The 24,306-nt window shown below is 32.2% G+C and carries 16 protein-coding genes; 9 read left to right on the plus strand and 7 right to left on the minus strand.

The features are described from left to right. The 8 genes from D1815_RS09295 (at position 1) to D1815_RS09330 (ending at position 12,003) form a co-directional block, all read left to right on the plus strand. Positions 1–1,620, plus strand: coding sequence for a RagB/SusD family nutrient uptake outer membrane protein (locus D1815_RS09295; protein ID WP_118386715.1), 1,620 nt, complete (start codon positions 1–3; stop codon positions 1,618–1,620). Positions 1,621–1,652: 32 nt separating this feature from the next. Then, positions 1,653–2,840, plus strand: a complete 1,188-nt coding sequence (locus D1815_RS09300; protein WP_118386716.1) for a SusF/SusE family outer membrane protein — start codon at positions 1,653–1,655, stop codon at positions 2,838–2,840. 69 nt (positions 2,841–2,909) lie between these two features. Beyond that, complete coding sequence (locus tag D1815_RS09305) at positions 2,910–5,678, plus strand: alpha-amylase family glycosyl hydrolase (RefSeq protein WP_118386717.1); 2,769 nt, start codon at positions 2,910–2,912, stop codon at positions 5,676–5,678. Between the two features lie 212 nt (positions 5,679–5,890). Further along, a complete protein-coding gene (locus D1815_RS09310) occupies positions 5,891–6,106 on the plus strand; it encodes a hypothetical protein (RefSeq protein WP_118386718.1) in 216 nt (71 codons plus the stop codon). A gap of 609 nt (positions 6,107–6,715) precedes the next feature. Beyond that, a complete protein-coding gene (locus D1815_RS09315) occupies positions 6,716–6,931 on the plus strand; it encodes a hypothetical protein (protein WP_118386719.1) in 216 nt (71 codons plus the stop codon). Positions 6,932–6,950: 19 nt separating this feature from the next. Beyond that, positions 6,951–8,234 (plus strand): DUF6734 family protein, encoded by a 1,284-nt coding sequence (locus tag D1815_RS09320; RefSeq protein ID WP_118386720.1) that lies wholly within the window; start codon positions 6,951–6,953, stop codon positions 8,232–8,234. A gap of 267 nt (positions 8,235–8,501) precedes the next feature. Then, positions 8,502–10,706: a peptidase domain-containing ABC transporter gene (locus D1815_RS09325; RefSeq protein WP_027394052.1), complete on the plus strand. Its 2,205-nt coding sequence runs from the start codon at positions 8,502–8,504 to the stop codon at positions 10,704–10,706. Between the two features lies 1 nt (position 10,707). Beyond that, positions 10,708–12,003, plus strand: coding sequence for an HlyD family secretion protein (locus tag D1815_RS09330; RefSeq protein WP_027394051.1), 1,296 nt, complete (start codon positions 10,708–10,710; stop codon positions 12,001–12,003). A gap of 8 nt (positions 12,004–12,011) precedes the next feature. Here D1815_RS09330 and D1815_RS09335 read toward each other — a convergent pair whose 3' ends face one another. The 5 genes from D1815_RS09335 to tilS all read right to left on the minus strand — a co-directional run bounded on the left by D1815_RS09335 (position 12,012) and on the right by tilS (position 21,483). After that, positions 12,012–13,988, minus strand: coding sequence for a tetratricopeptide repeat-containing sensor histidine kinase (locus D1815_RS09335; protein WP_118386721.1), 1,977 nt, complete (start codon positions 13,986–13,988; stop codon positions 12,012–12,014). Between the two features lie 208 nt (positions 13,989–14,196). Further along, the gene (locus D1815_RS09340) at positions 14,197–16,065 is read right to left on the minus strand and encodes a DUF885 family protein (RefSeq protein WP_118386722.1); all 1,869 of its coding nucleotides are present in this window, start codon (positions 16,063–16,065) and stop codon (positions 14,197–14,199) included. Between the two features lie 33 nt (positions 16,066–16,098). Then, the gene (locus D1815_RS09345) at positions 16,099–18,000 is read right to left on the minus strand and encodes a CocE/NonD family hydrolase (protein WP_118386723.1); all 1,902 of its coding nucleotides are present in this window, start codon (positions 17,998–18,000) and stop codon (positions 16,099–16,101) included. Positions 18,001–18,172: 172 nt separating this feature from the next. Continuing rightward, positions 18,173–20,170 (minus strand): thioredoxin family protein, encoded by a 1,998-nt coding sequence (locus tag D1815_RS09350; RefSeq protein ID WP_118386724.1) that lies wholly within the window; start codon positions 20,168–20,170, stop codon positions 18,173–18,175. Then, positions 20,170–21,483, minus strand: a complete 1,314-nt coding sequence (gene tilS / locus D1815_RS09355) for a tRNA lysidine(34) synthetase TilS (RefSeq protein WP_118386725.1) — start codon at positions 21,481–21,483, stop codon at positions 20,170–20,172. Before tilS ends, D1815_RS09350 begins: the two co-directional genes overlap by 1 nt. A gap of 160 nt (positions 21,484–21,643) precedes the next feature. Here tilS and D1815_RS09360 point away from each other — a divergent pair, with 160 nt between their 5' ends. Further along, entirely contained in the window at positions 21,644–22,348 is a 705-nt protein-coding gene (locus tag D1815_RS09360; RefSeq protein WP_027395679.1) for a hypothetical protein, read from the plus strand. Between the two features lie 22 nt (positions 22,349–22,370). On the opposite strand, the gene pabB is transcribed toward D1815_RS09360, so the two are convergent. Next, complete coding sequence (gene pabB / locus D1815_RS09365; RefSeq protein ID WP_118386726.1) at positions 22,371–23,678, minus strand: aminodeoxychorismate synthase component I; 1,308 nt, start codon at positions 23,676–23,678, stop codon at positions 22,371–22,373. 3 nt (positions 23,679–23,681) lie between these two features. Then, complete coding sequence (locus D1815_RS09370) at positions 23,682–24,221, minus strand: NADPH-dependent FMN reductase (RefSeq protein WP_118386727.1); 540 nt, start codon at positions 24,219–24,221, stop codon at positions 23,682–23,684. Positions 24,222–24,306 lie beyond the last annotated feature (85 nt).

Here is a 24,306-nt window from a genome sequence, read left to right on the forward strand (position 1 = left end):
ATGAAAATAAATATAAGAACTAATTATTTCAAGTATTTAATGCTGATGATAAGTATCATCACTTTAAATTCTTGTACAAGTGATCTAGAACAAAGTCCAAGAGATGACAGTGTTTTTATTGATGAAGAATTCTACTCCGACCCTAGTTCCTATGAACAGGCTATTGCGGGAGTATACGGAAACTTCTCTCTTACAGGATTGACAGGACCTACATCTTCTAATATTGGAGGCCTTGATGCAGGTACTAGCCAGTATGGTCGAGGTATTATGAATATGCAAATATTTAGTACTGATGAAATCGTATGGACTTATATCAATGATGAAAGTGGATTTATTGATGATTTACAAACTTCTACATGGACTGGAGCGAATACTATAATTCGTGGTTTTTTTAGTAGAGCTATGTATTCAGTAGCACTTTCTAATGAATTTTTACGTCAAACAACTGGGGATAAATTAGATTCTAGAGGTGTAAGTGGCGAATTAAGAACAGAAATCGCTGCTTATAGAGCAGAAGCACGGTTAATTAGGGCATTAGCATATTACCATTTAATGGATTCCTATGGTAGAGCTCCATTATATAGTGAAAATGATCCTGTAGGAAATGTACAAGGTCCGGAAATGGATCGTCAACAGTTATTTGAATTCATTGAAACCGAATTGCTAGCAATTGAACCTGAACTTATTGATCCAAGACAAAATCAATATGGGAGAGGTGATAAAGCAGTTGCCTGGACAATTCTTGCTAAAATGTACTTAAATGCGGAAGTATATATTGCCACTAATAGATATAGTGATTGTATTACCTATTGTGAAAGAATTATTAACGGAGGATACACTTTAGCCAATAATTATAAAGATCTTTTTAGAGGTGATAATGATAGTAATCAAGCTGCTAATGAAATTATTTTTCCTTTTATAGCTGACGGACAATTCACTCAAAACTTTGGACCAACCACAGTAATGACTAACGGCGCTGTAGGTAGTTTAGAACAAAACGGAGAAAACCTTGGTGTATCTGCCGGTGGTTGGGGTGGAGCTATCAGAATTTCTCCTCAGTTTGCTGAGAAATTCGATGATGCTGCTTTCACTAATGACGACAGAAACACTCTTATTAAAGACGATAGAACGGCAGAAATAACCAATATAACGGATCCCGCAACTGGTTTTGTATTAGAAAAATTCACGAATGTTACTACAACTGGTGATACAGGTACCGATGCAAATAACACTTTTTCTGATGTTGATTTTCCTCTTTTCAGATTAGCAGATATTTATTTGATGTACGCAGAAGCAAATCTTCGTGGCGGTGGAGGTGATCCAAATACCGCATTAGGATATATTAATGATTTAAGAAATAGAAGTAATGCATCAACAGTTGTTTCTTCTGATGTCGATCTTGATTTTATTATAGATGAAAGAGCGAGAGAATTATATTGGGAAGGGCATAGAAGACAAGATCTAATTCGTTTCGGATTATTCTCTGGAGGAGGATATAACTGGGCTCTTAAAGGAAACTCTCAAAATGGAATTTCGATTCCTGCATTTAGAAACTTATTTCCTGTTCCAGATGCAGCAAGAGCTGCAAATCAAAACTTAGGCCAGAATCCTGGTTATTAATAATTAAACTCAATTTTTAAAAATAAAGCAAAATGAAAAAAGTATCAATAATCATGATGGCATTAGTAACTCTAATTGGGTTCAATGCTTGTACTGACGACGACGCATTAGTATTTACAGCACAAGATCCGGTAGAAGCTATTACATTTATCAATTCTGTTTCCTCAGAATATGTATTAACATTAGATGCATTTGACAACACTGCAGAAAGATTCGTATGGCAATCTCCTGATTTTGGGGTTGATACTGCAATAACATATGACCTACAAGGTGCTGCAGAATCTACTTTTACAACTTTCGAATCTTTAGGAACTACTTCTGCTAATGATATTGCAATAACCGTAAAACAATTATTTGATTTAGCAGCTATTGCTGGACTTGATAATGATCCTGAAACCTCTCAAGTAGATGCAGATGGAAATCCAGTTCTTGATGGTGATGGAAATCCAATACCTAATAACGTTGGCGAATTGTTCTTTAGATTAGTTGCTTCTGTTGGAACTACTGATGGAGGACCTTCTACCACTTCGGATGTATTACCTTTAAATGTATTTTTACCAGAACCAACAGGAGAAGAGCCAATAATATTATTAAGAGAATTATTCTTTGTTGGAAATGCTACAGCAGCAGACTGGAATAACAACAATAACAATACTCCAATGACCAGAGATCCACAAAATGAAAATTCTTATAGCTATACTGGATATTTTGTTGCTAATGAATTCAAATTATTAGAGATCAAAGGTCAATGGCAACCACAATGGGGACTTGATGGAGGAGGATTTACTAGTAGTGATATTCTTGGAGGAGATCCAGCTTCTTTTGTTGTACCAACAACAGGGTATTACACATTAACGGTTTCAGTTGATCCTGATAACCTAAGTTCTAGCTTTGATCCTTTTGATGAAAGTGCATCCGTAACATATCCAACTATTGGATTTATTGGAGACGCTACTCCTGATGGATGGGATAGTGACACAGATCTTACACAATCTACTTTTGACCCACACATATGGTATGCTAATGGAGTTACACTTACTGTTGGTGAAATGAAGTTTAGAGCACAGGATGACTGGGCCGTAAACTGGGGAAACAATACTGAATTAACTGGTTTTGCTACTCAAGACGGACCTAATATTCCTGTTTCTAGAGAAGGAGTATATGACATCTGGTTTAATGACCTTGATGCAAGTTATGTACTTATTCCAATAGTAGAATAATATATCCTAAATAACCAAAAAGGCTGTTTCACAACAGCCTTTTTGCGTTATAATCAAACACGATAAGTCATGAAAAGAATTACCTTTATTACATTGGCATTTTGCAGTGTGTTTTTTGCATCTGCGCAGACATTTACTGTTTCTCCTTCTGCATTTAATGAAACAGATGAAATAACTATAACACTCTCTAATTTCGATCCAAGCGCAGAATGGGGAGTTACTGATGTATATCTTTGGGCTTGGTATTTTGATCTGGATGATAATCCTACTGGAGACTCCCCTACTAATGGTCAATGGACAAATTCCGATGAGTCTCAAAAATTCACCGACAATGGAAATGGGACCTATTCTTTTACCTTTATCCCTACAGCACTTTATAATACAACGGGTATAGGACGTATCGGATTTTTAGCAAAAGCTGATGATGGTAATGATGGGCAAACTGGTGATAATTTTGCAGAAGTTGGGCTTTTTCAAATATCTCTTACTTCTCCAACTAGCGAAACTACTGTAGTAAATAGTGGAAATGATCTTACTATATCTGCTACCGCTACTATAAATGCAGATTTTCAATTATTTGTTAATGGATCTACTACTGCTGTGGATACCCAAAACACAATAACTTCTTATAATTTTAATTATAATGTTACTGCAAACGCGAGTTTAGAATTGGTTGCAACAGAAAGTGGAACTTCTAATCAATTATCTGAAACATTTTCTGTAGTTGTATCTCCCACAGTAACTGAAGCGGCAGTTCCTACTGGAATGAAAGATGGTCTAAATTTAGATCCTAGCAATCCAGCAACTGCAACTTTTGTTTTGTACGCACCTAATAAAGAATTTATACATCTAAAAGGGAACTTTAACGGAAATGATTGGACTAGAGATAACACCTATTTATTAAATAAAGATAGTACTCAAGACCGATTCTGGATTACTTTAACAAATCTTCCTGATGATACTGATATATTATACCAATATGAAATTGATGCTTCTATTACCGTTGCCGATCCCTATTCTACTTTAATACTATCAGAATTTAATGATGGTTTTATAGACAACACGACTTTCCCTAACCTGCCTAGTTACCCAACGGGTAAAACGAATGACGCTGTTTCTTGGTTTAAAACTGGAGAATCTGAATACATTTGGCAAACTACTAATTTCCAAAGACCAGAGATTACTGACTTGGTTATTTATGAGCTGTTAATTAGAGATTTTGATGCTTTACATTCTTTTGATGCAGTAAAAGCAAGGCTTGATTATTTAGAGGATCTTGGTATTAATGCAATCGAATTAATGCCTGTTTCAGAATTCGATGGTAACAATAGTTGGGGTTATAACCCATCTTTTCATATGGCATTAGATAAGTATTATGGAACTCCTACTGCCTTTAAACAATTTATTGATGAATGCCATTCAAGAGGTATTGCAGTTATTTTAGATGTTGTTTACAATCATGCTACAGGTCAAAATCCATACTATAGAATGTGGAATGATTGTAATGGTTGTTATAATGGTCAAGCCACCTCAGAGAATCCTATCTTCAATATCAATGATCCAAATACAAGTTTCTCATTTTTTAATGATATTGACCATGAATCAACAGCCACAGAAGCTTATATCGACCGATTAAATGAATATTGGTTAACAGAATATAATATTGATGGTTTTAGATTTGATTTTACTAAAGGGTTTACAAATACTATAGGTGATGGTGGATCTTTTGATCAAAGTCGTATTGATATTCTTACTCGAATGAATACAGCGATTCAAGCTGTTGATGCCGATGCATATGTAATTTTAGAACATTTCGCTCCAAACGATGAAGAAACCCAATTAGTAAATGATGGCATGATGATTTGGGGAAACATACATTTTAGCTATAACAATGCAACTATGGGATTTGGTGGTTCTGATTTCGAAGGAGTTTCGTATTTAACAAGAGGATGGACTACTCCTTCCTTAGTTGGGTATATGGAAAGTCATGACGAGGAACGCTTAATGTATAATAATATTCAATCAGGAAATTCTTTAGGATCGTATAACATTAGAGATCTTTCAACAGCATTAGATCGAGTAGAAATGGCTGGAGCTTTTTATTTTACAGTTCCAGGACCAAAATTGATCTGGCAATTTGGTGAGCTTGGATATGATTTTAGTATTAATCGATGCGAAAATGGAACTATAGATAATAATTGTAGAACTAATCCAAAACCTATCCGTTGGGATTATTTAAATGAAACCGACAGAACTGATGTTTATGATATCTATGCTAAATTAATTAGTTTAAAGTTAAATGAAAAAATCTTCAAAACGGATAACTTCACTTTAGAAACTTCCGTGGATACAAGGAAATCTATTCACCTTACTGACGATACCGCAACTGGAGATGAAATAAAACATGTAACTATTATAGGAAATTTTAGGACTACTACTTTAACCATTGACCCTGCATTTCAGGAAACTGGTACTTGGTATGATCTATTAAGTGATACTGGTGAATCAATTACAGTAACGGATGTTAATGCTCCTATTTCACTAGAACCTGGTGAGTTTAAAGTTTATGGAAATCAACAGCGTAACTTAAGCACACAGGATTTCATTAAAGGTAATAGCTTTAATGCATATCCTAATCCCGCAAAAACAGCTTTTAGCATTGATGAGACCGTACAAAAAGTGTTTATTTACAATATCACTGGTTCTCTAGCTAAGAAGTTTGAGGGCAGTTTTGCACCTGGAACTAATTTCGAAATAGGAGAATTAGCAAGAGGATTATACTTAGTACAAATTGAAAACGAAAAAGGAATTGCGACTACTAAATTAAGTTTAAACTAAAACATTAAACTACATAAATATAAAAGGAGTGTTTTTTTAAAAAACACTCCTTTTTATTTTATATCCCTTTGTGAAAAGCCTAAAATTCTTTCATAAATAATTACTTATCAACACTACAACGTTGTAGTAGATAACAATTTGCTACTTAATGTAACTAATTAACAAGAAAAGAGATCGTCTCATTTCTTATTAATTTCAAAATCATATTAATCATGAAAAAAAAGTTTTTATCCAAAATCAAAGATGCTCGATTATTGAGTAAAGAAGAAAGCAAAACTATTTCTGGAGGTTATGTCACTGGAGGCTCTTGTAACTTGCCTAATTGTGCATATACATTCCAGCGCGTAGGCTTACCAAATTGTTTAAGTAATAAGACATATTTAGGACAGACTGCTTGGGGCTCAGTTGAATATTGTTCACTTCCCTAATGGCAAAAATTATTCAAAGTTTTTGAATTAAACCCTCTCTAGAAAAAAGTGAGGGTAAAAGCTATATTTAAAGCAGGTTGGTCAAGTACCAACCTGTCTTTTACAGTACATCGCTAAGTTATTTTTCTTTATCAAAGCAATTATATTCTGAACTTTGTATAGATGGCTCTTTATTAAAAAATAAATCAGTCAATGAAACCAAATCTATCAGCTCCGATAAACGACCCCTATTTGTTAAAATTTTGTAAATTATATGTGACTTCTATTATAAGTTATCAACACGAAAACGTGATAGTATGACAATCCCACAAAACGAATAAGTTCTTTTTATAATTTTCTCATAATTTTAAACAACAAACATATAAAATCTCAATTTTCCCAAACCTATTATCACATAATTCATATTTTTTTATGAATAAAATCAAAGAATAATCATTTATTACCCTAACCGGTTTGTAGTTGCAAATGCAAATCTAAAGGATAATAAATATTTAGGTTGCGCAACCTCAGACCGATTGAGGGTTAATGTCTAAAAATTATGATTTCTCATCAAACAAAAAGCGGAAACCGAAAAGCTAATGAGTAGGTGAACTATTAAAATTTACTAAAATGAAAAAAGAATTTTTAAATAAGATTAAAGATGCTCGATTATTGAGCAAAGAAGAAAGTAAAACTATTTCTGGTGGATATGGTGGCTATGAAATTGTAACATGTGGTTTACCTAGATGCGTACATGGATGGTATCCCTTAAATATAGGTTGCGATATTCCTGCATATATGGGATCACTTGGTGGTGGAAGATATGGAAAATGTCTTTCATACTAAATCAATATTTTAACCACGTATGAGCATAAAAATCATTCAAAGTTTTTGGTCTAAACCTTTTTTAGAACAAAATTATGACGAAAGTGCTAGATTTAAGGCGGGTTGGTCCAGTACCAACCTGTTCTTTTATAGTGCATTATTGAGTTGCATGACTTTTAAAAAAAAATATGGAAATGTAGTCATGTATACTGATGATTACGGAAACGAATTATTGAAGGAAAAATTACAAATTCCATACACATCAGTTAGTACAGAATTAAAGCGCTTACATCATTATCCTTCTGGTCTATGGGCATTAGGTAAGATCTTATCATACTCCCTACAAGATCAACCCTTCCTACATGTAGATACTGATGTGTTTGTATGGAATCGTTTCCCTGAATCATTTGTTAACAAAGATATTTGTTTTCAGAATTTAGAGTTTAATTTTCCCAGATATAAAGAAGTGTTAGATGTGATATTACAGGAGTTTGTAAATGTACCTAAAGTCTTGAGTAAAGAATACTTAAAAACTGGAAACATCAACGCATTTAATGCAGGAGTGATCGGAGGTAACAATAACTCTTTTTTTAAAGAGCTTGCAAAAATAGTTTTCCCTTTTATTGATGATAATCGATCGAATTTAAACAAAATAGATCTTGGTATTTTTAATATGGTTTATGAGCAGATGCTAGGAATGAATCTAGCCATGGAAAATAATCTAAGTACCAATGCTCTTTATGAAGAAATGAATGCTTCTTTTTCCAAAGTAATGCGGTTTCATCTTATCCCAGAAAAAGAATATTATATTCATACTGTAGGGCATGGGAAAAAGTCACCCGTAACCCAAGAACAAATAGAAGCAAGACTTAAGTATGAATTTCCAGATGAGTTTCATAAACTAACCGAATCCTTAAAAAGGAACGGGTTGTTTGATAATGAATACAAAGGTGTTACTGAAAAACGTTTCCATTACCTAGAAAAGCACTTCGATTGGTTAAAAAACACCACTTGGGATGAAAAAATGAATACTAAATTCATCATAAACAAGAGTGTTATATTCAAAGAAGACGCAAATGACAATGTAATATTACATTACAATTCTCCACAAGATTTAAAAAACACTTCCATTAAAATTGAAGATTGGGATTTTTTCCTTTTCTACTTTGAAGAAGAAAATACCATCAGAGGCGCAGCGTGCGAAGCCTACTTAGATGAATCTATATCTTCTCAAATGGATAAAAAACAGTTAGAAGAACGATTATTTTCGCTAGTCATGGATCGATCTATGTACAATGAAATCCTATTGCCTGAATTTGTATAACAAATACTTAATTAAATTTCACAATCAACAATATTAGAAAAATCAAATTCTATCATCTAAATATAGTATAAACTTTTAAAAAAACACTAAAAAATAAGACAGTTATATATCTTATTTAAAAATAATTGATCTTTCATGGGTAACAAATTGCTTATTAGTTAAACTAATTCATGTAAACAATTTAGTATCTAATCAAGTTTGATAGTATAATCAAAAAGAATTACTTTTCTTTGTAGAACAACTCATCACTCAAAATTAAAACTTTTAATGCCTAAATTTCCTTTTTACAAACAAGCCGAATCAAAAGATTGTGGACCTACTTGTATTAAAATCATAGCTAAACATTACGGAAAAGTACTAAACACTCAGAAACTTAGATCACTTAGTGAAACAACAAGAGAAGGAAGTTCTTTACTCGGTTTAAGCGAAGCAGTAGAAAGTATAGGATTTAGATCCTTAGGAGTAAAACTATCCTTAGATCAATTATTAGAAGTCCCTCTACCATGCATAGTACATTGGAATAAAGTGCATTACGTAGTGGTTTACAAAGTAAAAACTACCAAAAAGGGAGGTATGACAATTTATGTATCAGACCCTGCTCATGGTTTAATTACATATACCAAAGAAGAATTCATTAAAGCTTGGATTGGTAATAATGCCGATCAAACTACCGAAGAAGGTGTTGCCTTATTAGTAGAACCTACACCAAAATTCTATAATGATAATATCGATGAGAAAGATGAAGAGTTTGGATTTAAATTTATATCTAAATATGTTTTTCAATACAAAAAATTCATTTTTCAGCTTATTCTTGGATTAACTGCGGGGAGTTTATTACAATTAATCACTCCGTTTCTTACACAAAGTATTGTTGATGTTGGTATAAAAAACGAAGATATCAACTTTGTTTACCTAGTATTAATCGCCCAATTATCTTTGTTTATCGGAAGAACTTTAATTGATGTTCTAAGAAGTTGGATTTTATTGCATTTAAGCACTAGAATAAATATCTCTCTGATCTCAGATTTCTTCATCAAATTAATGAATCTACCCATCTCCTATTTTGATGTAAAAATGACCGGAGATTTATTACAGAGAATTAATGATCACAAAAGGATTGAACAGATACTCACCATGTCGTCATTAAACGTATTGTTTTCGATGGTGAATTTAATCGTTTTTAGTATCGTTCTTATTTATTATAGTTTCTCCATTTTTTCAGTTTTTGCAATTGGTAGTGCCTTTTATTTTGCTTGGATATTAATATTCTTTAAAAAACGTAAGAAATTAGATTATAAACGTTTTTCTCAAATCAGTGAAGAACAGAGTAAAGTAATTGAGTTGGTAAATGGTATGCAGGAAATTAAACTCCACAATGCTGAAAAAAGAAAAAGATGGAATTGGGAGTTTGTACAAGCAAAACTTTTTAAAATATCTATAGAAAACCTTGCCTTAGAGCAATATCAAAGTGTTGGTTCGGCTTTTATTAACGAATTAAAAAACATATTAATTACTGTACTTTCTGCAGTGTTAGTGATTGATGGAGAAATCACTTTGGGTATGATGCTAGCAATTACATCTATTGTTGGCCAATTAAATGCTCCTATTACTCAATTGATTAATTTCTTACGAGAATTACAAGATGCTCAGATTTCATTAGAACGTCTTGGAGAAATTCATAATAAGGAAGACGAAGAAAAATCCGGTGAAGAAAAGATTCGAGAAATTCCTGATAACTCTGGTTTTGAAATTAAAAATCTTAGCTTTAGATATGTTGGGTCTGACAAACCTGTTTTACAAAATTTAAAACTCTCTATTCCTGCTAATAAAATAACAGCAGTAGTGGGTGTGAGTGGTAGTGGAAAGACTACTCTTATGAAAATTCTACTAAAGTTTTATGAACCTGATGAAGGGCAAATATTTATTGGTTCTCATGATTTACAGAACGTATCTCAGAAATCTTGGAGAGATCAATTTGGAGTTGTAATGCAAGAGGGGTATATATTTAATGATACAATTGCTAACAACATTGCTGTTGGAGAAGATTATGTGGATAAGAAAAAATTAGCTCACGCAGTAGATGTTGCTAATATCAAGGAGTTTGTAGAATCTCTACCTCTATCTTATAATACCAAAATAGGAATGGAAGGTGTTGGGTTAAGTACTGGTCAAAAACAACGATTATTTATTGCTAGAGCGGTCTATAAAAATCCTAAATTTTTATTCTTTGACGAAGCAACTTCTGCTCTGGACGCTAATAATGAAAAGGTAATTATGGAAAAGTTAGACACCTTTTTCAAAGATAAAACGGTTATGGTAATAGCACACAGGTTAAGTACGGTTAAAAATGCGGACCAGATTGTAGTACTTGATAAAGGAGAGATTATAGAAGTTGGAAATCATGAATCATTGATCAAAGAAAAAGGAAGCTATTATAATTTGGTTAAAAATCAATTAGAATTAGGAAAGTAACATGCCAGATAATTTAGAAGACATACAATTAAGAAGTGAAGAAGTCCAAGAGATTTTAACTAGAGTACCACATTGGATGATACGATGGGGAAATTTGTTGATATTAGTATTAATTCTATTATTATTATTTCTGTCATGGATGCTTAAATATCCTGATACTATTCCTGCACAAGCTATTATTACTACAGAAGCTCCTTTACAAAAAGAACAAGCAAATGTTAGTGAAAAAATAGAGGCTATTTTGGTAAAAGAAGGAGATACAGTTCCTGAAGGTACTCCCCTAGCAATTTTAAGAAACACCGCTAATTATGAAGATGTATTTAAACTTAAAGCGATTGTTGATACAATTACTGTAAGCAATAAATCATTTAGTTTCCCTTTGGATGAACTACCAACATTAATTCTTGGAGATATCTTAACTGATTTCGCTACATTCGAAAATAGTTATTTAGATTACTTACTTAATAAGCGATTAAATCCTTTCTCTAATGAAGCTATAGCGAATAAGAACTCTTTATCAGAACTTCGTTTAAGAAAGCAAAATTTAATTGATCAGAAGAAGTTTTCCAAAAGAGAATTAGATAACAAGAAAAGAGATTTCAATAGACAAAAAGTGTTATTTGAAAAAGGTAGAATTTCTCAGCAAGAATATGAACAAAGCGAATCTGAGTACTACGGAGTAGAGAGAAATTATAAAGCAATTGATGCCCAAATTTCGCAAATTACTGAATCAATAGGTAATGCAAATAAAACATCTGTAAATACAGAAATAAACAAAACAAAAGAAGAAAATAATCTTAGACTAAAAGTACTACAGTCCTTTAATAGACTTAAGAAAAGCATTAAAGACTGGGAACTAAGGTATTTGCTGCAATCGGATATCGAAGGACGTGTTTCATTTTCTAATTATCGTTTTGTAAATCAAAATGTAACTGCCGGAGACATTGTTTTTATTGTAATTCCGATTCAAGAATCTTCTTCTTATGTGGCTAAAATAAAAGCTCCTACTCAGAATTCTGGAAAAATAAAATTAGGGCAAAAAGCGAATATTAAATTAGAAAATTTTCCGGATGATGAATTCGGAATGTTACAGGGAACCGTGGATTATATATCTATGTTACCAGATAAGGACGGATTATATCTTATCGATGTAAAACTTCCTAAAAACCTCATCACTACTTATAATAAAGAAATACCTTTCCAACAAGAAATGCGTGGTTCTGTAGAAATCATAACAGAAGATTTAAGACTTATAGAACGGTTCTTTTATCAATTTAGAAGCTTGATGGATAAGTAAACTTAAGTTCAAGCGGCTTTTGGCAAAGAAACTGAAAAAACACTTCCTTTTCCTGGTGTACTTTCTACTTGTATCTTACCTTGATTAAGTTCAATCAATTCTTTACATATCCTAAGTCCAAGACCTGTTCCGGTTTCGTTTTCTGTACCTGTAGTAGTAAACGTATCTTCTGCAAATAATTTATTAATATTACTAGGATCTATACCTATACCAGTATCCTCAAAACAAATTTCATAATAATCTTCTTTTTCCTTAGATACTAGAGCTATAGAATCACCAGGATTACAAAATTTTATCGCATTAGCAATCAGATTCTGAGCCACGATCCCGAACATATCTTTATCAGCGAAGATGAGGGTAGGATCTAATTTATTAATCAGTTTAATATCCTTTTTCTCAGCTTTTGGCTTAAAAAAAGTGAACTTATTACTAATCACCTCTGTAATATCAAAAGTGGTAGGTTGTGCATTAAGCTCTTTCATTTGTGATTTTGACCAATTCAATAAATTATTAAGTAAAATGGATGTTTGATGTGTTCTATTAGCTAATAATGGTACTATTTCTCTAAACTCATCAGTTGATATTACATCCTCTTTCATTAAATTAAGACTACTTTCTAACCCATGTATTTCATTTTTAAGATCATGAGAAATAATAGAAAACAGTTTGTTTTTTACCTGATTAGATTCATTGAGTTCCTTAATATATCTTTTTCTTTCTTTCCTTGTTTTGATAATAAGCACCATAAAGACTAAGATTACTGCAATGACTGCCAAACTAATAAATGCTAATAACCTATATCTGAACAATTCTTCTTTTGTTTTTTGTTCTCGCTTCTCTTTTTCATCTATCAATTTAAGTTGTTCTAACTCGGCTTCGTATCTAGATTTTGTGTTTTCTACCTTTTTTGTGGTAATATCGTTCATTCTCTTATCAGAAAGTTCCTGATATTTTTTTTGCCAAGCTATAGCGTTTAATAAATTACCTCTAGCCGAATCTAGTTTAAATGAATGTTTATAGTTTTTCAAAATTAGTGATGTAACATTTGATTTAACCAAATCCTTTCTTGCTATTTCTAAATATTTCTCTGCTTTATCATATTCTTGTTGTTCAAGTGCTATAATCCCTAATTGTTGTTTTGCATTTATCACTATTATTTTGAAATTGGCTTGGGTACCAACACATTGTGTTGTGTCATAGAATTTTTTAGCTTTTTCATATTCCTTTCCATACATCGCTACTTTAGCCATAATACTATATGATTGAGCCATATGCCTTAGATCATCTTCTGCTTTATTAATTACTAATGCTTCTTCTAAAAGCTTCTGCGCCTCTTTAAGCTTTCCTCCTTCTGTATATAATAAAGCTAAGTTATTGATAACCAGCCCTACACCATCGGTCTTCAATTTCTTACCCAAATTCATTGACTTCAAGTAATATTTTTCTGCATTTGGGACATCATTAAGTTCCTTATAAATGATTGCTAAATTATTGTATACGGCAGAAAGACCTACACTATCATTTAATTGTTCTCGATGTAGTTTGGCGTCTAATAAGTAGTTAGCAGCTTGCTCTATATTACCCTTATTTCTTTCGATATTGTATCTATCATTACTTACCATTGCTAAGCCGTTTTTATCATCAACTTTCTGAAAATTGAGTACGGCTTTTTCAAAACTTTCGTTAGAATCGATGCTCTTATTCAATTCGTTATTAATAACGCCTTTCAGCCTGTATACTAAACCTAATCCTTTAAAATACTTAATATCATGGCCAAGCTCAATAAGCTTGTTAGCGATATCATCTGCTCGGTCTAATTGATCTTCATTGACATAATGCTGTAAATCATTTACCGCACTGTTAAATAACAAAGAGTCTTTTACGTTTTCTATTTTAGAGAAATCAACGGCTGAAAATTGACTTTGCGTAAAACCAAGTAGGTTCATTGCGCAGAAAATCACAAAGGTTAAAATTGCTTTATTCATATGATCTATTTTGGGGCTAGAATCAGATTAAACACCAATTACACCAGTAAAGTACACAAAAATATCTTAAAAAATGTTATATTATAGTATTATTCTTACTTAAATTTACAGATTAACCATAATTTAGATCCATTTAGATCAAAAAAATAGCCTTTCAGCGAGTGAAAGGCTATAAATTACGTATGCCAGATTAATATTAAACCGAATATCAACTTGTTTCTTTAGTTTCCAATGTTTTACGCTTTGATGCTATCCATTCATTCACTAATTCTTCAAGTATAGTAAGCGGTACCGCTCCATTTGTCAAAACTACATCATGAAACTCTCTTATATCGAATAACTCATTACCTAATTTAGACCTAGCACCTTCTCTTAATTCTAGAATTTTATTCATTCCTATTTTATAAGCAGTAGCTTGACCTGGCATTACGATATGTCTTTCTACCATTTTTATTGCATCACTCTCGGCATTTGGAGTATTATCCGTATAATATTTAATTCCTTCTTCTCTGGTCCATTTCTTAGCATGTATACCAGTATCTACTACTAATCTACAGGCTCTCCATAACTCCATTGCTAATCTTCCAAAATTAGAATATGGATCATTGTAAAGTCCAATTTCCTTTGGTAAAAATTCATTGTACAATCCCCACCCTTCTACATAAGCTTGATATCCCCCAAATTTTCTAAACTTAGGAACATCTTCTAATTCTTGAGCAATTGAAATTTGCATATGATGTCCAGGTATTCCCTCATGATAGGCAAGAGCTTCCATCTGATATTTTGGCATTGCCTCCATATCATATAGATTTGCATAATAAGTTCCTGGCCGTGATCCATCTGGAGTTCCTCTTTGATAAAATGCTTTTCCGGCACTTTTTTCTCTAAATGGTTCTACTGCTTTTACTACAATATCAGCTTTGGGTTTAGTGATAAATAACTCATCCATTCTAGATTTCATGTTATCAATCAACCCCACGGCTCTTTTAAGATATTCTTCTCTACCTACTTGGTCATTACTATAATAAAACCTCTCATCTTCCTTCATGAACTTAAAAAAGTCTTGTAACGTGCCTTCGTACTTAAGCTCCGTCATAATATCTTTCATTTCTTTATGAATTCTAGCTACCTCATCCAAACCAAGTTGATGAATTTGTTCTGCAGTCATATTGGTAGTAGTAGTTCGTCTTAAAGCATTATTATAAAACGCATTACCTTTTGGAAATTTCCAAGCTCCATCTTCTGTTGTAGCTCTTTGTTGTTGATCTTCTAAGAAAGTAATTAGTTGATCATAGGCAGTTTTCACATCTCCTTTTAAAGCCAACTCAACTTTAAAAACCAAACTATCTTTTTCTTCTTCTGAAATCTCTAATTTCTCTATTTTAGATTTGAAATCAGATAATAATGTGCTTTCGTTGTTCGAATCATCAAATGGTTTACCTGTTACTAGATTACGGCAATCATTAAGAACCTTAGCAAAAACGAACTTAGGAGGAACAATTCCATTCTTTTCCCTGATCTTAATATTTTCTGATTGCTGCGCAAATAGCTCATCCATTCCTTCCAGTCTTGAAATATAAGCATCTGCATCATTCTTATTTTCTATTTTATGCATATTGATCAAAAAAGCTGGGATTTCTGCCTGCATTCCATGCATTTGATTTATTGGATAATCATAAAAACGATATTGAAAATCATCTATTTCATTTCTTAAATCTTCTTTCATCAATCGATAACTCAAAGCAGTAGCTTTATTTAGTTTAGTAATATCAATTGAATCATTTAAATACCTCAATCTTTTTTTAGCTTTATCCAAGTCTTTTACTTCTTTTTTAGAAGAAACATCATCCCATTTACCATAATCTTCTGTTTTTACACCTAAATACGTTTGCATCATAGGAGATTCAGCTACTTCTTCTTGAAACTGAGTCTCAAACCAATCATTAAGTTTTTTAGAGTGTATCTCGATTTGTTCTTCAGCAGACACTAAAGGTTTAATCTCCTCACTAGTATTCTTACAGGCAGAAATAAATAGTAAGAAGCAAAAAGATAACAAAGTAAATTTTGCTTTAATCATTTCTAAAGGGGTATTAAATTTAGTTAGTTTAGTCTATTTTAACACGGAGAACTCGACTGACGAATCCTCAAAAACTTTATGCGTTTGTTTCTTAAAATCTGATGCTTTTGCTTTGAAAATATTAGGTACAAAAGTCTGTGGATTTAGGTCTATAAAAGGAAACCAAGTACTCTGTACCTGAATCTGAATTTTATGACCTTTTAGAAATGTATGATGTACATCCTGAAGCTTTATATTAACATCTGTTTTTTGATTTGGTATAAACGGCTCGGGCTTACTAAAGCTATTTCTAAATCTTCCTCTAAGCACTTCACTTCGGACCATCATATGATAGTTAGACATTTTAAGATACTTCTGTGTTTCTTCTGTATCTTCTGCATCAGCTGGATACACATCGATTAATTTAACCACCCAATCGGCTGCAGTTCCCGTAGTAGCAACTTTTAACTTTGCCAAAATCTCTCCAGAAAGTGTCATATCTTCTGAAAGAATTGGGGTTTCATATACTAATACATCGGGACGTCTTGCAGCAAAACGCTGATCATCCGTCATATATTTCCTAGGTGTAAATACCATTTTTATATCTTCTGTGTATGGTACTGGCTTTTTAGGATCACTAACAAATTCTGAAAATCCATTACCAACAGTTTCTGTTAAATCATCACCAGATAGATACATTGTTTTCTTCTCTACATTTTTTGGAGGCCAACTATCAAATGTATTCCATTCCTTTTTTCCTGTATCAAAAATCTGAATTTCTGTTAATCCACTTTCATTATCTCCTTCTCCTTTCAGAAAATGATTAAAGAATTTTGTTTCTATATTTTGTTGAAAATTAAGTGATATATCATCTCCAAAATACACATTCCCTATCGCCTGACGTTTTTTATTTCTTGCCCAATCTCCATGACTCCAAGGGCCAAAAACCATAATATTATAGTTATTACTGTTTTTTTCTATTTTTTCATACGTCTCAAACGGACCATATAAATCTTCTGCATCAAACAAACCACCAACAACCATTACTGCAGGTTTAATATCTTTAAGATGTTGAATAATTCCTCTTTTTTGCCAGAATTCATCATAATTAGGATGTTCTTTAAGTTGAGTCCAAAAAACATTATCTTCTTTATAATATTGATCCAATGTACTTAAGGGGCCAGCATCTAAAAAAAACTGGTATTGATCCTTGGCCTTTAACTCAGGAAATGTATACCAACTTTCTTTTACCGGCTCGGTTTTTTCATACCCAAATACCGCCGTTGCTCTCCAATAGCTCAAAAGATATGCTCCATTATGATGGAAATCATCAAAAAAGAAATCACCAATACAAGCCTGAGGAGACACAGCTTTTAAAGCTGGATGTGAGTCTAACAAGGAATACGTGGCATAAAAACCAGGGTACGAAATTCCCCAAACACCTACATTACCATTATTATTATCTACATTATTTACCAACCAATCAATAGTATCGTACGTATCACTTGCTTCATCAAATTGTTTATCTTTTTTATTAGGAATGTACGCTCTCATATTGTCATATACTCCTTCACTCATCCATCGACCACGAACATCTTGATATACAATAATATTACCTTCTTTCATTAAAAATTCATTTGGAGCAATTTTAGATCGAAACTGATCTTCCCCATAAGGTCTTGAACTATAAGGGGTTCTCTGCATTAAAATAGGATACTTTTTACTAGTGTCTTTCGGAGAATAAATAGTAGTATGTAATTTAGTACCATCTCTCATTACGATATCGACTTCTTTCTTAGAATAAAATTCTTTTACATCGTACGTATCTTTTTGTTCTGTGGTTGTGACTTCTTCCTTCGTTTCTGTATTACTAATCGGATCTGTTTTTTCATTACAAGATGTGATAAAAACAAAAAGACTCAGAAAAGATAATAATAGTATTCTAGTTGATCGCATATGCTCGAGTTTAGTTGAACGCTGAAGATAAAAAAATGGAATGCTGGCAAACTCTATTTTAAGGAGATTTTAACAATCATCAGAAATATTAACAAATAGAGGAGCCTGTAGTGTTCACTACAGGCTCCTCTGTTTATCGGTGTATAATTCCAATATACTACATTCAACCTTTTTATTTAACCGAGAAATTATCAATCCCCTTTTTTAACCAACCTAAATACTCATTCTCGTTAGGAGTATATCCGACTGGTTTGCTCAGGTTTTCTTCATTATGGTCTACTAAAACATAATAAGGCTGCGCATTTGCTTTATATCTAGTAATCTGAAAGTCACTCCATTTATTACCTATTGTTTTTATTTTTTTGCCGGTAGTTTTTGAGACATACTGTTCTGATTCGGGTAGTTCTTTTTTATAATCTACATATAAGGAGATTAAAACCACATCGTTTTTCAATGTTTTCAAAACTGCTGGTTCAGACCATACATATTCTTCCATTTTGCGACAATTTACACAAGCATATCCTGTAAAATCAATTAAAACAGGCTTGTTCACTTTTTTAGCATAATCTAGACCTGTTTGATAATCTGTAAAAGATATTATATCGTGTTCTCCATACTTCGCTCCTTCTGGAAGTTCTGAGCCTGGTAAACTGTTACTACTAGAACCTCCAAAACCTCTAGGCGATTCGCTATATGTTTGTGGTGGTGGGAAACCACTTATTAATTTTAATGGTGCTCCCCATAAACCTGGAATTAAATAAATAGTAAACGCTAATGTCAGTAGAGCTATCGATAGTCTTCCTACTGAAATATTTTCTATTGGCGAATCATGAGGAAGTTTCACTTTACCCAATAAATATAATGCAAGCGTTCCAAAAATAGCAATCCATATCGATAGAAAAATTTCTCTTTGCAATAATCCTAACTGTAACACTAAATCTGCATTAGATAAAAACTTAAACGCAAATGCCAATTCTAAAAAACCTAGAAAAACTTTAACTGTATTTAGCCAACCACCACTTTTGGGTAAAGAATTTAACCAACCCGGAAACATAGCAAAAAGTGCAAATGGCAATGCAATTGCTAGTGAGAAACCAAGCATCCCAATTATAGGAGCTATTCCTCCTTTAGAAGCAGCTTCTACTAAAATAGTCCCAACTATAGGACCAGTACAACTAAATGACACTATAGCGAGCGCTAATGCCATAAAAAATATACCTATCATCCCACCTTTATCAGCTTGTCGATCTACTTTGTTTGCCCAAGAATTTGGTAACATAATTTCGAAGGCTCCAAGAAAAGAAAGTCCAAAAACGATAAGTAAGGCAAAAAACAACAAATTAAACCAGACATTAGTAGACAAAGCATTTAATGCATCTGCTCCAAAAATAGCTGTAACCACAGAACCTAATCCAACATAGATTACGATAATAAAAATACCATAAAAAATTGCGTTCTTTATACCCGTGGCTCTATTTTTACTTTGCTTAGTAAAAAAGCTTACTGTCATTGGAATCATAGGAAACACACATGGTGTCAATAATGCGGCAAACCCGGATAAGAAAGCTAAGATAAAGGTACTCCATAGACCTTTTTGACTACCTTTTTCATCATTATTACTATCCTTACTAGAAGACGTAGATTCTCTATCTGTATCCTCTGAAGAAGATTTAGAAACATCTGGATTTTCTGTTTCATCTATATTTTTTCCTGACAAATTAAGATTAAACTCTACTATATCAGGAGCTAGACATTTTTCATCATCACATACTCCAAAAAACACTTCGACCTTCACCGTTTTAAGAGATGGATCTAATCGTTTTATTTTTTGGGTAAACACAACACTATCCTCAAAATATTTGATATCCATTTCAAATACCTTATCAAACTTCTGTATACCTTCTGGTTCTATAGTCTCTCCAACTAGTTCGTACGCTTTTTCCTCATTATAAAATGTGAATTCTGTTGCTGTCGGAGCTATGTCGTCTGTATCTACTTCTTTCTGTGAATATATATGCCACCCTTTTTCTAAAGTAGCTGCAAAAGATAATATATAAACATTTTCTGATTCTTCTTTAACGCTACTTTCCCATTTAATAGGTTCAAATATTTGCGAAAATAATGTGGTAGAAAACAACAATGTTGTCAATAATAGTAGAATATTCCTCATTAGGTTATTGTTACTTTTAGTAATTGTTTCGTTTTGGGGTTTATTTTAAATCTGTTATCTGCTCTATAATTTATAATCCATATAATCTCATTATTAGAACATAGCAACCAGACTCTTTCTTTAGCGAGCAAAGATAGTTTTTCATCTTTAAAATACTTACTCAACTTTTTCTTGCCTCTCATCCCTAAGGGATAAAAATAGTCGCCTTCTTTCCATTTTCTTACAATTAAGGGATACTTTAACTTTTCTTTATCTACATAAATTGTTTTTAGATCAGTATTAGACAACTCAGAAACCTCTTTAAGTTGAATCATTCCAGAAGGAATCATAATCATATTCTCTTCTTCAGGAATGGTATATACGCGATCTGAAACATCTTCTATGATTGGGCATAGCAATAAGTGCAATCGATTTTTTACTAATCTATGCGTAGGCGAAAAAACTTGTTTACCAGATTGAGCCGTTAAAATTTGTACAATATCATTCCAAGCAGTAAAACCATATTTTTTTAATAAAAAATACAAATATGTCTTTGGGTCCTTATATTGTTGTAATTTATAAATTGATATTTTGATTGTATCTAGCTCGTCATATTCGAACACTTCTTTTCTAACAATCTCTACTTGATCCTTGACAAAGTTTTGAGTTTGTTTTAAATTATCTAGTGTATTTTCGAAATTATTTAAAAACTTCGTGTTAACTGTCAAAAGTTCGGGAATAACATTATGTCTTAATTTATTTCTGACATACTTTGTACTCTTATTGCTACTATCTTCTCGCCAGGTAAGATTATTTTTAGTTGCAAATTCTAAAATTTGTTCTCTGGAAAAAGGTAATAATGGTCTTACATAGTGATCATTAATTTCAGGAATCCCAGTAAGTCCATCAATTCCTGTTCCTCTAGAAAGGTTTATTAGAAAGGTTTCTAAATTATCATCTAGATGATGCGCTGTTAACACATAATCATATTTATATTCTTGAATCAACACATTAAACCAATCATACCTAAGCTCTCTTGCGGCCATTTGTATAGAAATTTTGTTGCTATTGGCATAGGTTTCTGTATTAAAATGAGTCACAAAAAAAGGAGCTTTAATTGCGTCAGAGAATTGAGACACAAATTGTTCATCTCCATCACTTTCCGAACCTCTTAAATTAAAATTACAATGTGCAATTCCAATTTCAAAATCAAGCAAATGACATATATGCGCTAGCACAATACTATCCAAACCTCCACTACAAGCAATTAGTAATTTACTTCCTTTTAGAAACGGTAAATGATCTTCTATATGGATTTTAAACTGCTGCTTCAATATTCCTGAAAATTTATCTTTAGACTGATATCAAATATACGATTTTGTAAAAGTAAACAAACCTTTCTTTTAAGCTTGTTTAACATCTGAATTTCAGGTTTTTAACACAAAAACTCAATCCTTTTTGTTATTTTTAAACAACTCTTAAAATTTTGATATTATGAATAGGATAGATGAAATGCCAAAATATTATGAAAATGATCATAAAAAAGAGTTTAGCAAAAAACTATTATCTGTAGTACCTCATCTCCATCCATATGTTAAACATCGATTATATATTGCAGAAAGCACTAGAGTTCTTCCCAGAAATATGTATTGTTCTAATGGTATTATAGATGATGCTATTGTAAATCTTTATAATGAAGAGCATTTAGATATTGGTATCGATAAATTATCGTTAGAATTGAAACTTTTTAGAATAGCTGATCATTTGATCGATGAGCTGTACAAAAGAGAAGGTTGGCATCAACAATGTATAAGTACAAATTACTTTTTAAGAGATGAACTTAATAAACTAGAAGAAAACTACACCCTAGAATCCGATAACAAGTTGATCATGAATGAAGATCTTAATGATATTTCTTATCATCAAAACTCAGAAAACAAACAATTGTTTATTTATGATGACTCTGATTCTGCTATCCTTAAATTAATTGACTCCGAGGAATCTACAGAAAATAAGAAACAACAATTATTAGGCAAGTTCTATAGTTGGTTACCGTTAGAAACTTCTAAAATTATTGATCTATTTGTTTTCGGGAAATTAAATTTTGAGGAAATTGCCAGAATAAAAGACATTACAGCGCAAGAAGTTAAAGAAACAATTATTGATGTCAGAAAAAGCTTTAGAAAAAACCTTATTTAAAAAAAGAAGCTAAACTTGCTTATTAAATACCTTCTAGCACTTCTCGCATTGCTTTTGCTTTTATCAAACACTCTTCATACTCCTTATCTGGATCGGATTTGGCAGTAATAGCACCTCCTACAGTATAAGATATATATCGCTTGTCTTCATTATATAATATACTTCTTATCACCACATTAAAATCAAAATCACCTTCTGGAGTAAAATATCCTACTGCACCACTATACAAACCTCTTTTAGATGTTTCTAATTTTTCTATTATCTCCATTGCAGAAATCTTAGGCGCTCCTGTCATACTGCCCATAGGAAATGTTGTTCTAATCACATCTACCGGAGACGTTTTTGAATGAATCTCGGAAACCACGGTTGATATCATTTGATGTACTTGCGGAAATGTATAGACCTTACATAATTCTTCTACTTGCACTGCACCTTTAATAGCAGTTCTAGAAAGATCATTTCTGACTAGGTCTACAATCATTACATTTTCTGAACGTTCTTTAGGATCATTTTTTAAATCCTGAATAAGTCGTTTATCTTCTTCCTCTTTTTGTGAACGTTTAGCAGTTCCTTTTATAGGTTGAGAAATAATTTTACTTCCTTCTTTTCTTAAATATCTCTCTGGAGATGCGGAGAGTAAATATTGATGACTTCTTTTAAAAAAAGCTGCAAAAGGTGGTTTAGAGATTTGATTAAGATGATAATAGGTTTCTAGTGGGGCTATACAACTATTTTCGGCAAAAAACTCTTGACAAAAGTTTGCCTCATAAATATCTCCACGAGCAATATGAGCAAGCATTTGTTGGATCTTTTGCTTATAGACATCTTTAGAAATACGCAAACTAATTTTAACCTTACCACAAGACGTATCATCATTAGGAACCTTTATAGTGGATGGAAATCTCCGAATATCAAGAAAATCTTCCTCCATCTCATCGTCCACCATATTTAGATATTGAATTTCTAATCTATTATCCTTTAAAAAAAATAACTTCTTAGGTTGAAAAAAGTATAAATCCGGAAAATTTAAACTATCTAAATTCCTGGAAGTTAGTTGCTCTGTATCATTTTTTAAATCATAAGATAGATACCCAAAAATCCAATCAGCTGTTTGTTCCTGATACTCTTTTAGTTTATCAAAACCGGTATAATGATCTGTTTGTATAGCGGTAAAAGCATCGACTGCTAAAACTGCATCATAACTCGAATATTGCTGGGAATATGTATTTGAATCTAGCCATACTATTTCATCAAATTGCTGCGCCCATTGCAATAATTTGATTTTAAAGTCTGAAGAATTTTCTAATATATATATTTTGGTACTACGCACAAGTTATTTAATCTGATGCGCAAAAGTACTTAGAACTTCCTTTAATCCCAACAAAAGTGTTTCATCTGTAACTTCATTATTTTTTACAGAAAAATTAGCGTGAAACGATGGAAAACTAAAACTTTCTATAATCTCACCTCCAAATCTAGGAAATACATTCTTCGCAAATTCCAAAGAACTTAAACCTCCTCTTTGACCGGGTGATGTGCTCATTAAAAGTATTTTTTTTCCTTCTAAAAAATTACGATCCAATCGAGATAACCAATCAATAACATTTTTAAAAAAAGCACTCCAACTTCCATTGTGCTCATTTACAGAAATAATTAAGGCATCTGCTTCGGATATCTCTTGTTTTAGACCTAATGTCATTCCCGGAAACCCATTCTCTTTTTCTTCATCTTCACTATAAATTGGCATCGAGTAATTTGCCAATTTTAATACTTTAATTTTATGATCGGCTATTTCTTTAGCTACATATTCTACAAGTTTTTGATTGATCGAAGTACTACTATTGGAACCTGCTATTGCGAGAATGTTTTTCATTATTAGTCTAAGTTTAGACTCAAAAATAACTAAATTCAATACAGATGCAAAAGATCACTTACTCTAAATATTATTACTTTAGGGT

The organism is Aquimarina sp. AD1, from assembly GCF_003443695.1.
Classification (GTDB): Bacteria; Bacteroidota; Bacteroidia; order Flavobacteriales; family Flavobacteriaceae; genus Aquimarina; species Aquimarina latercula.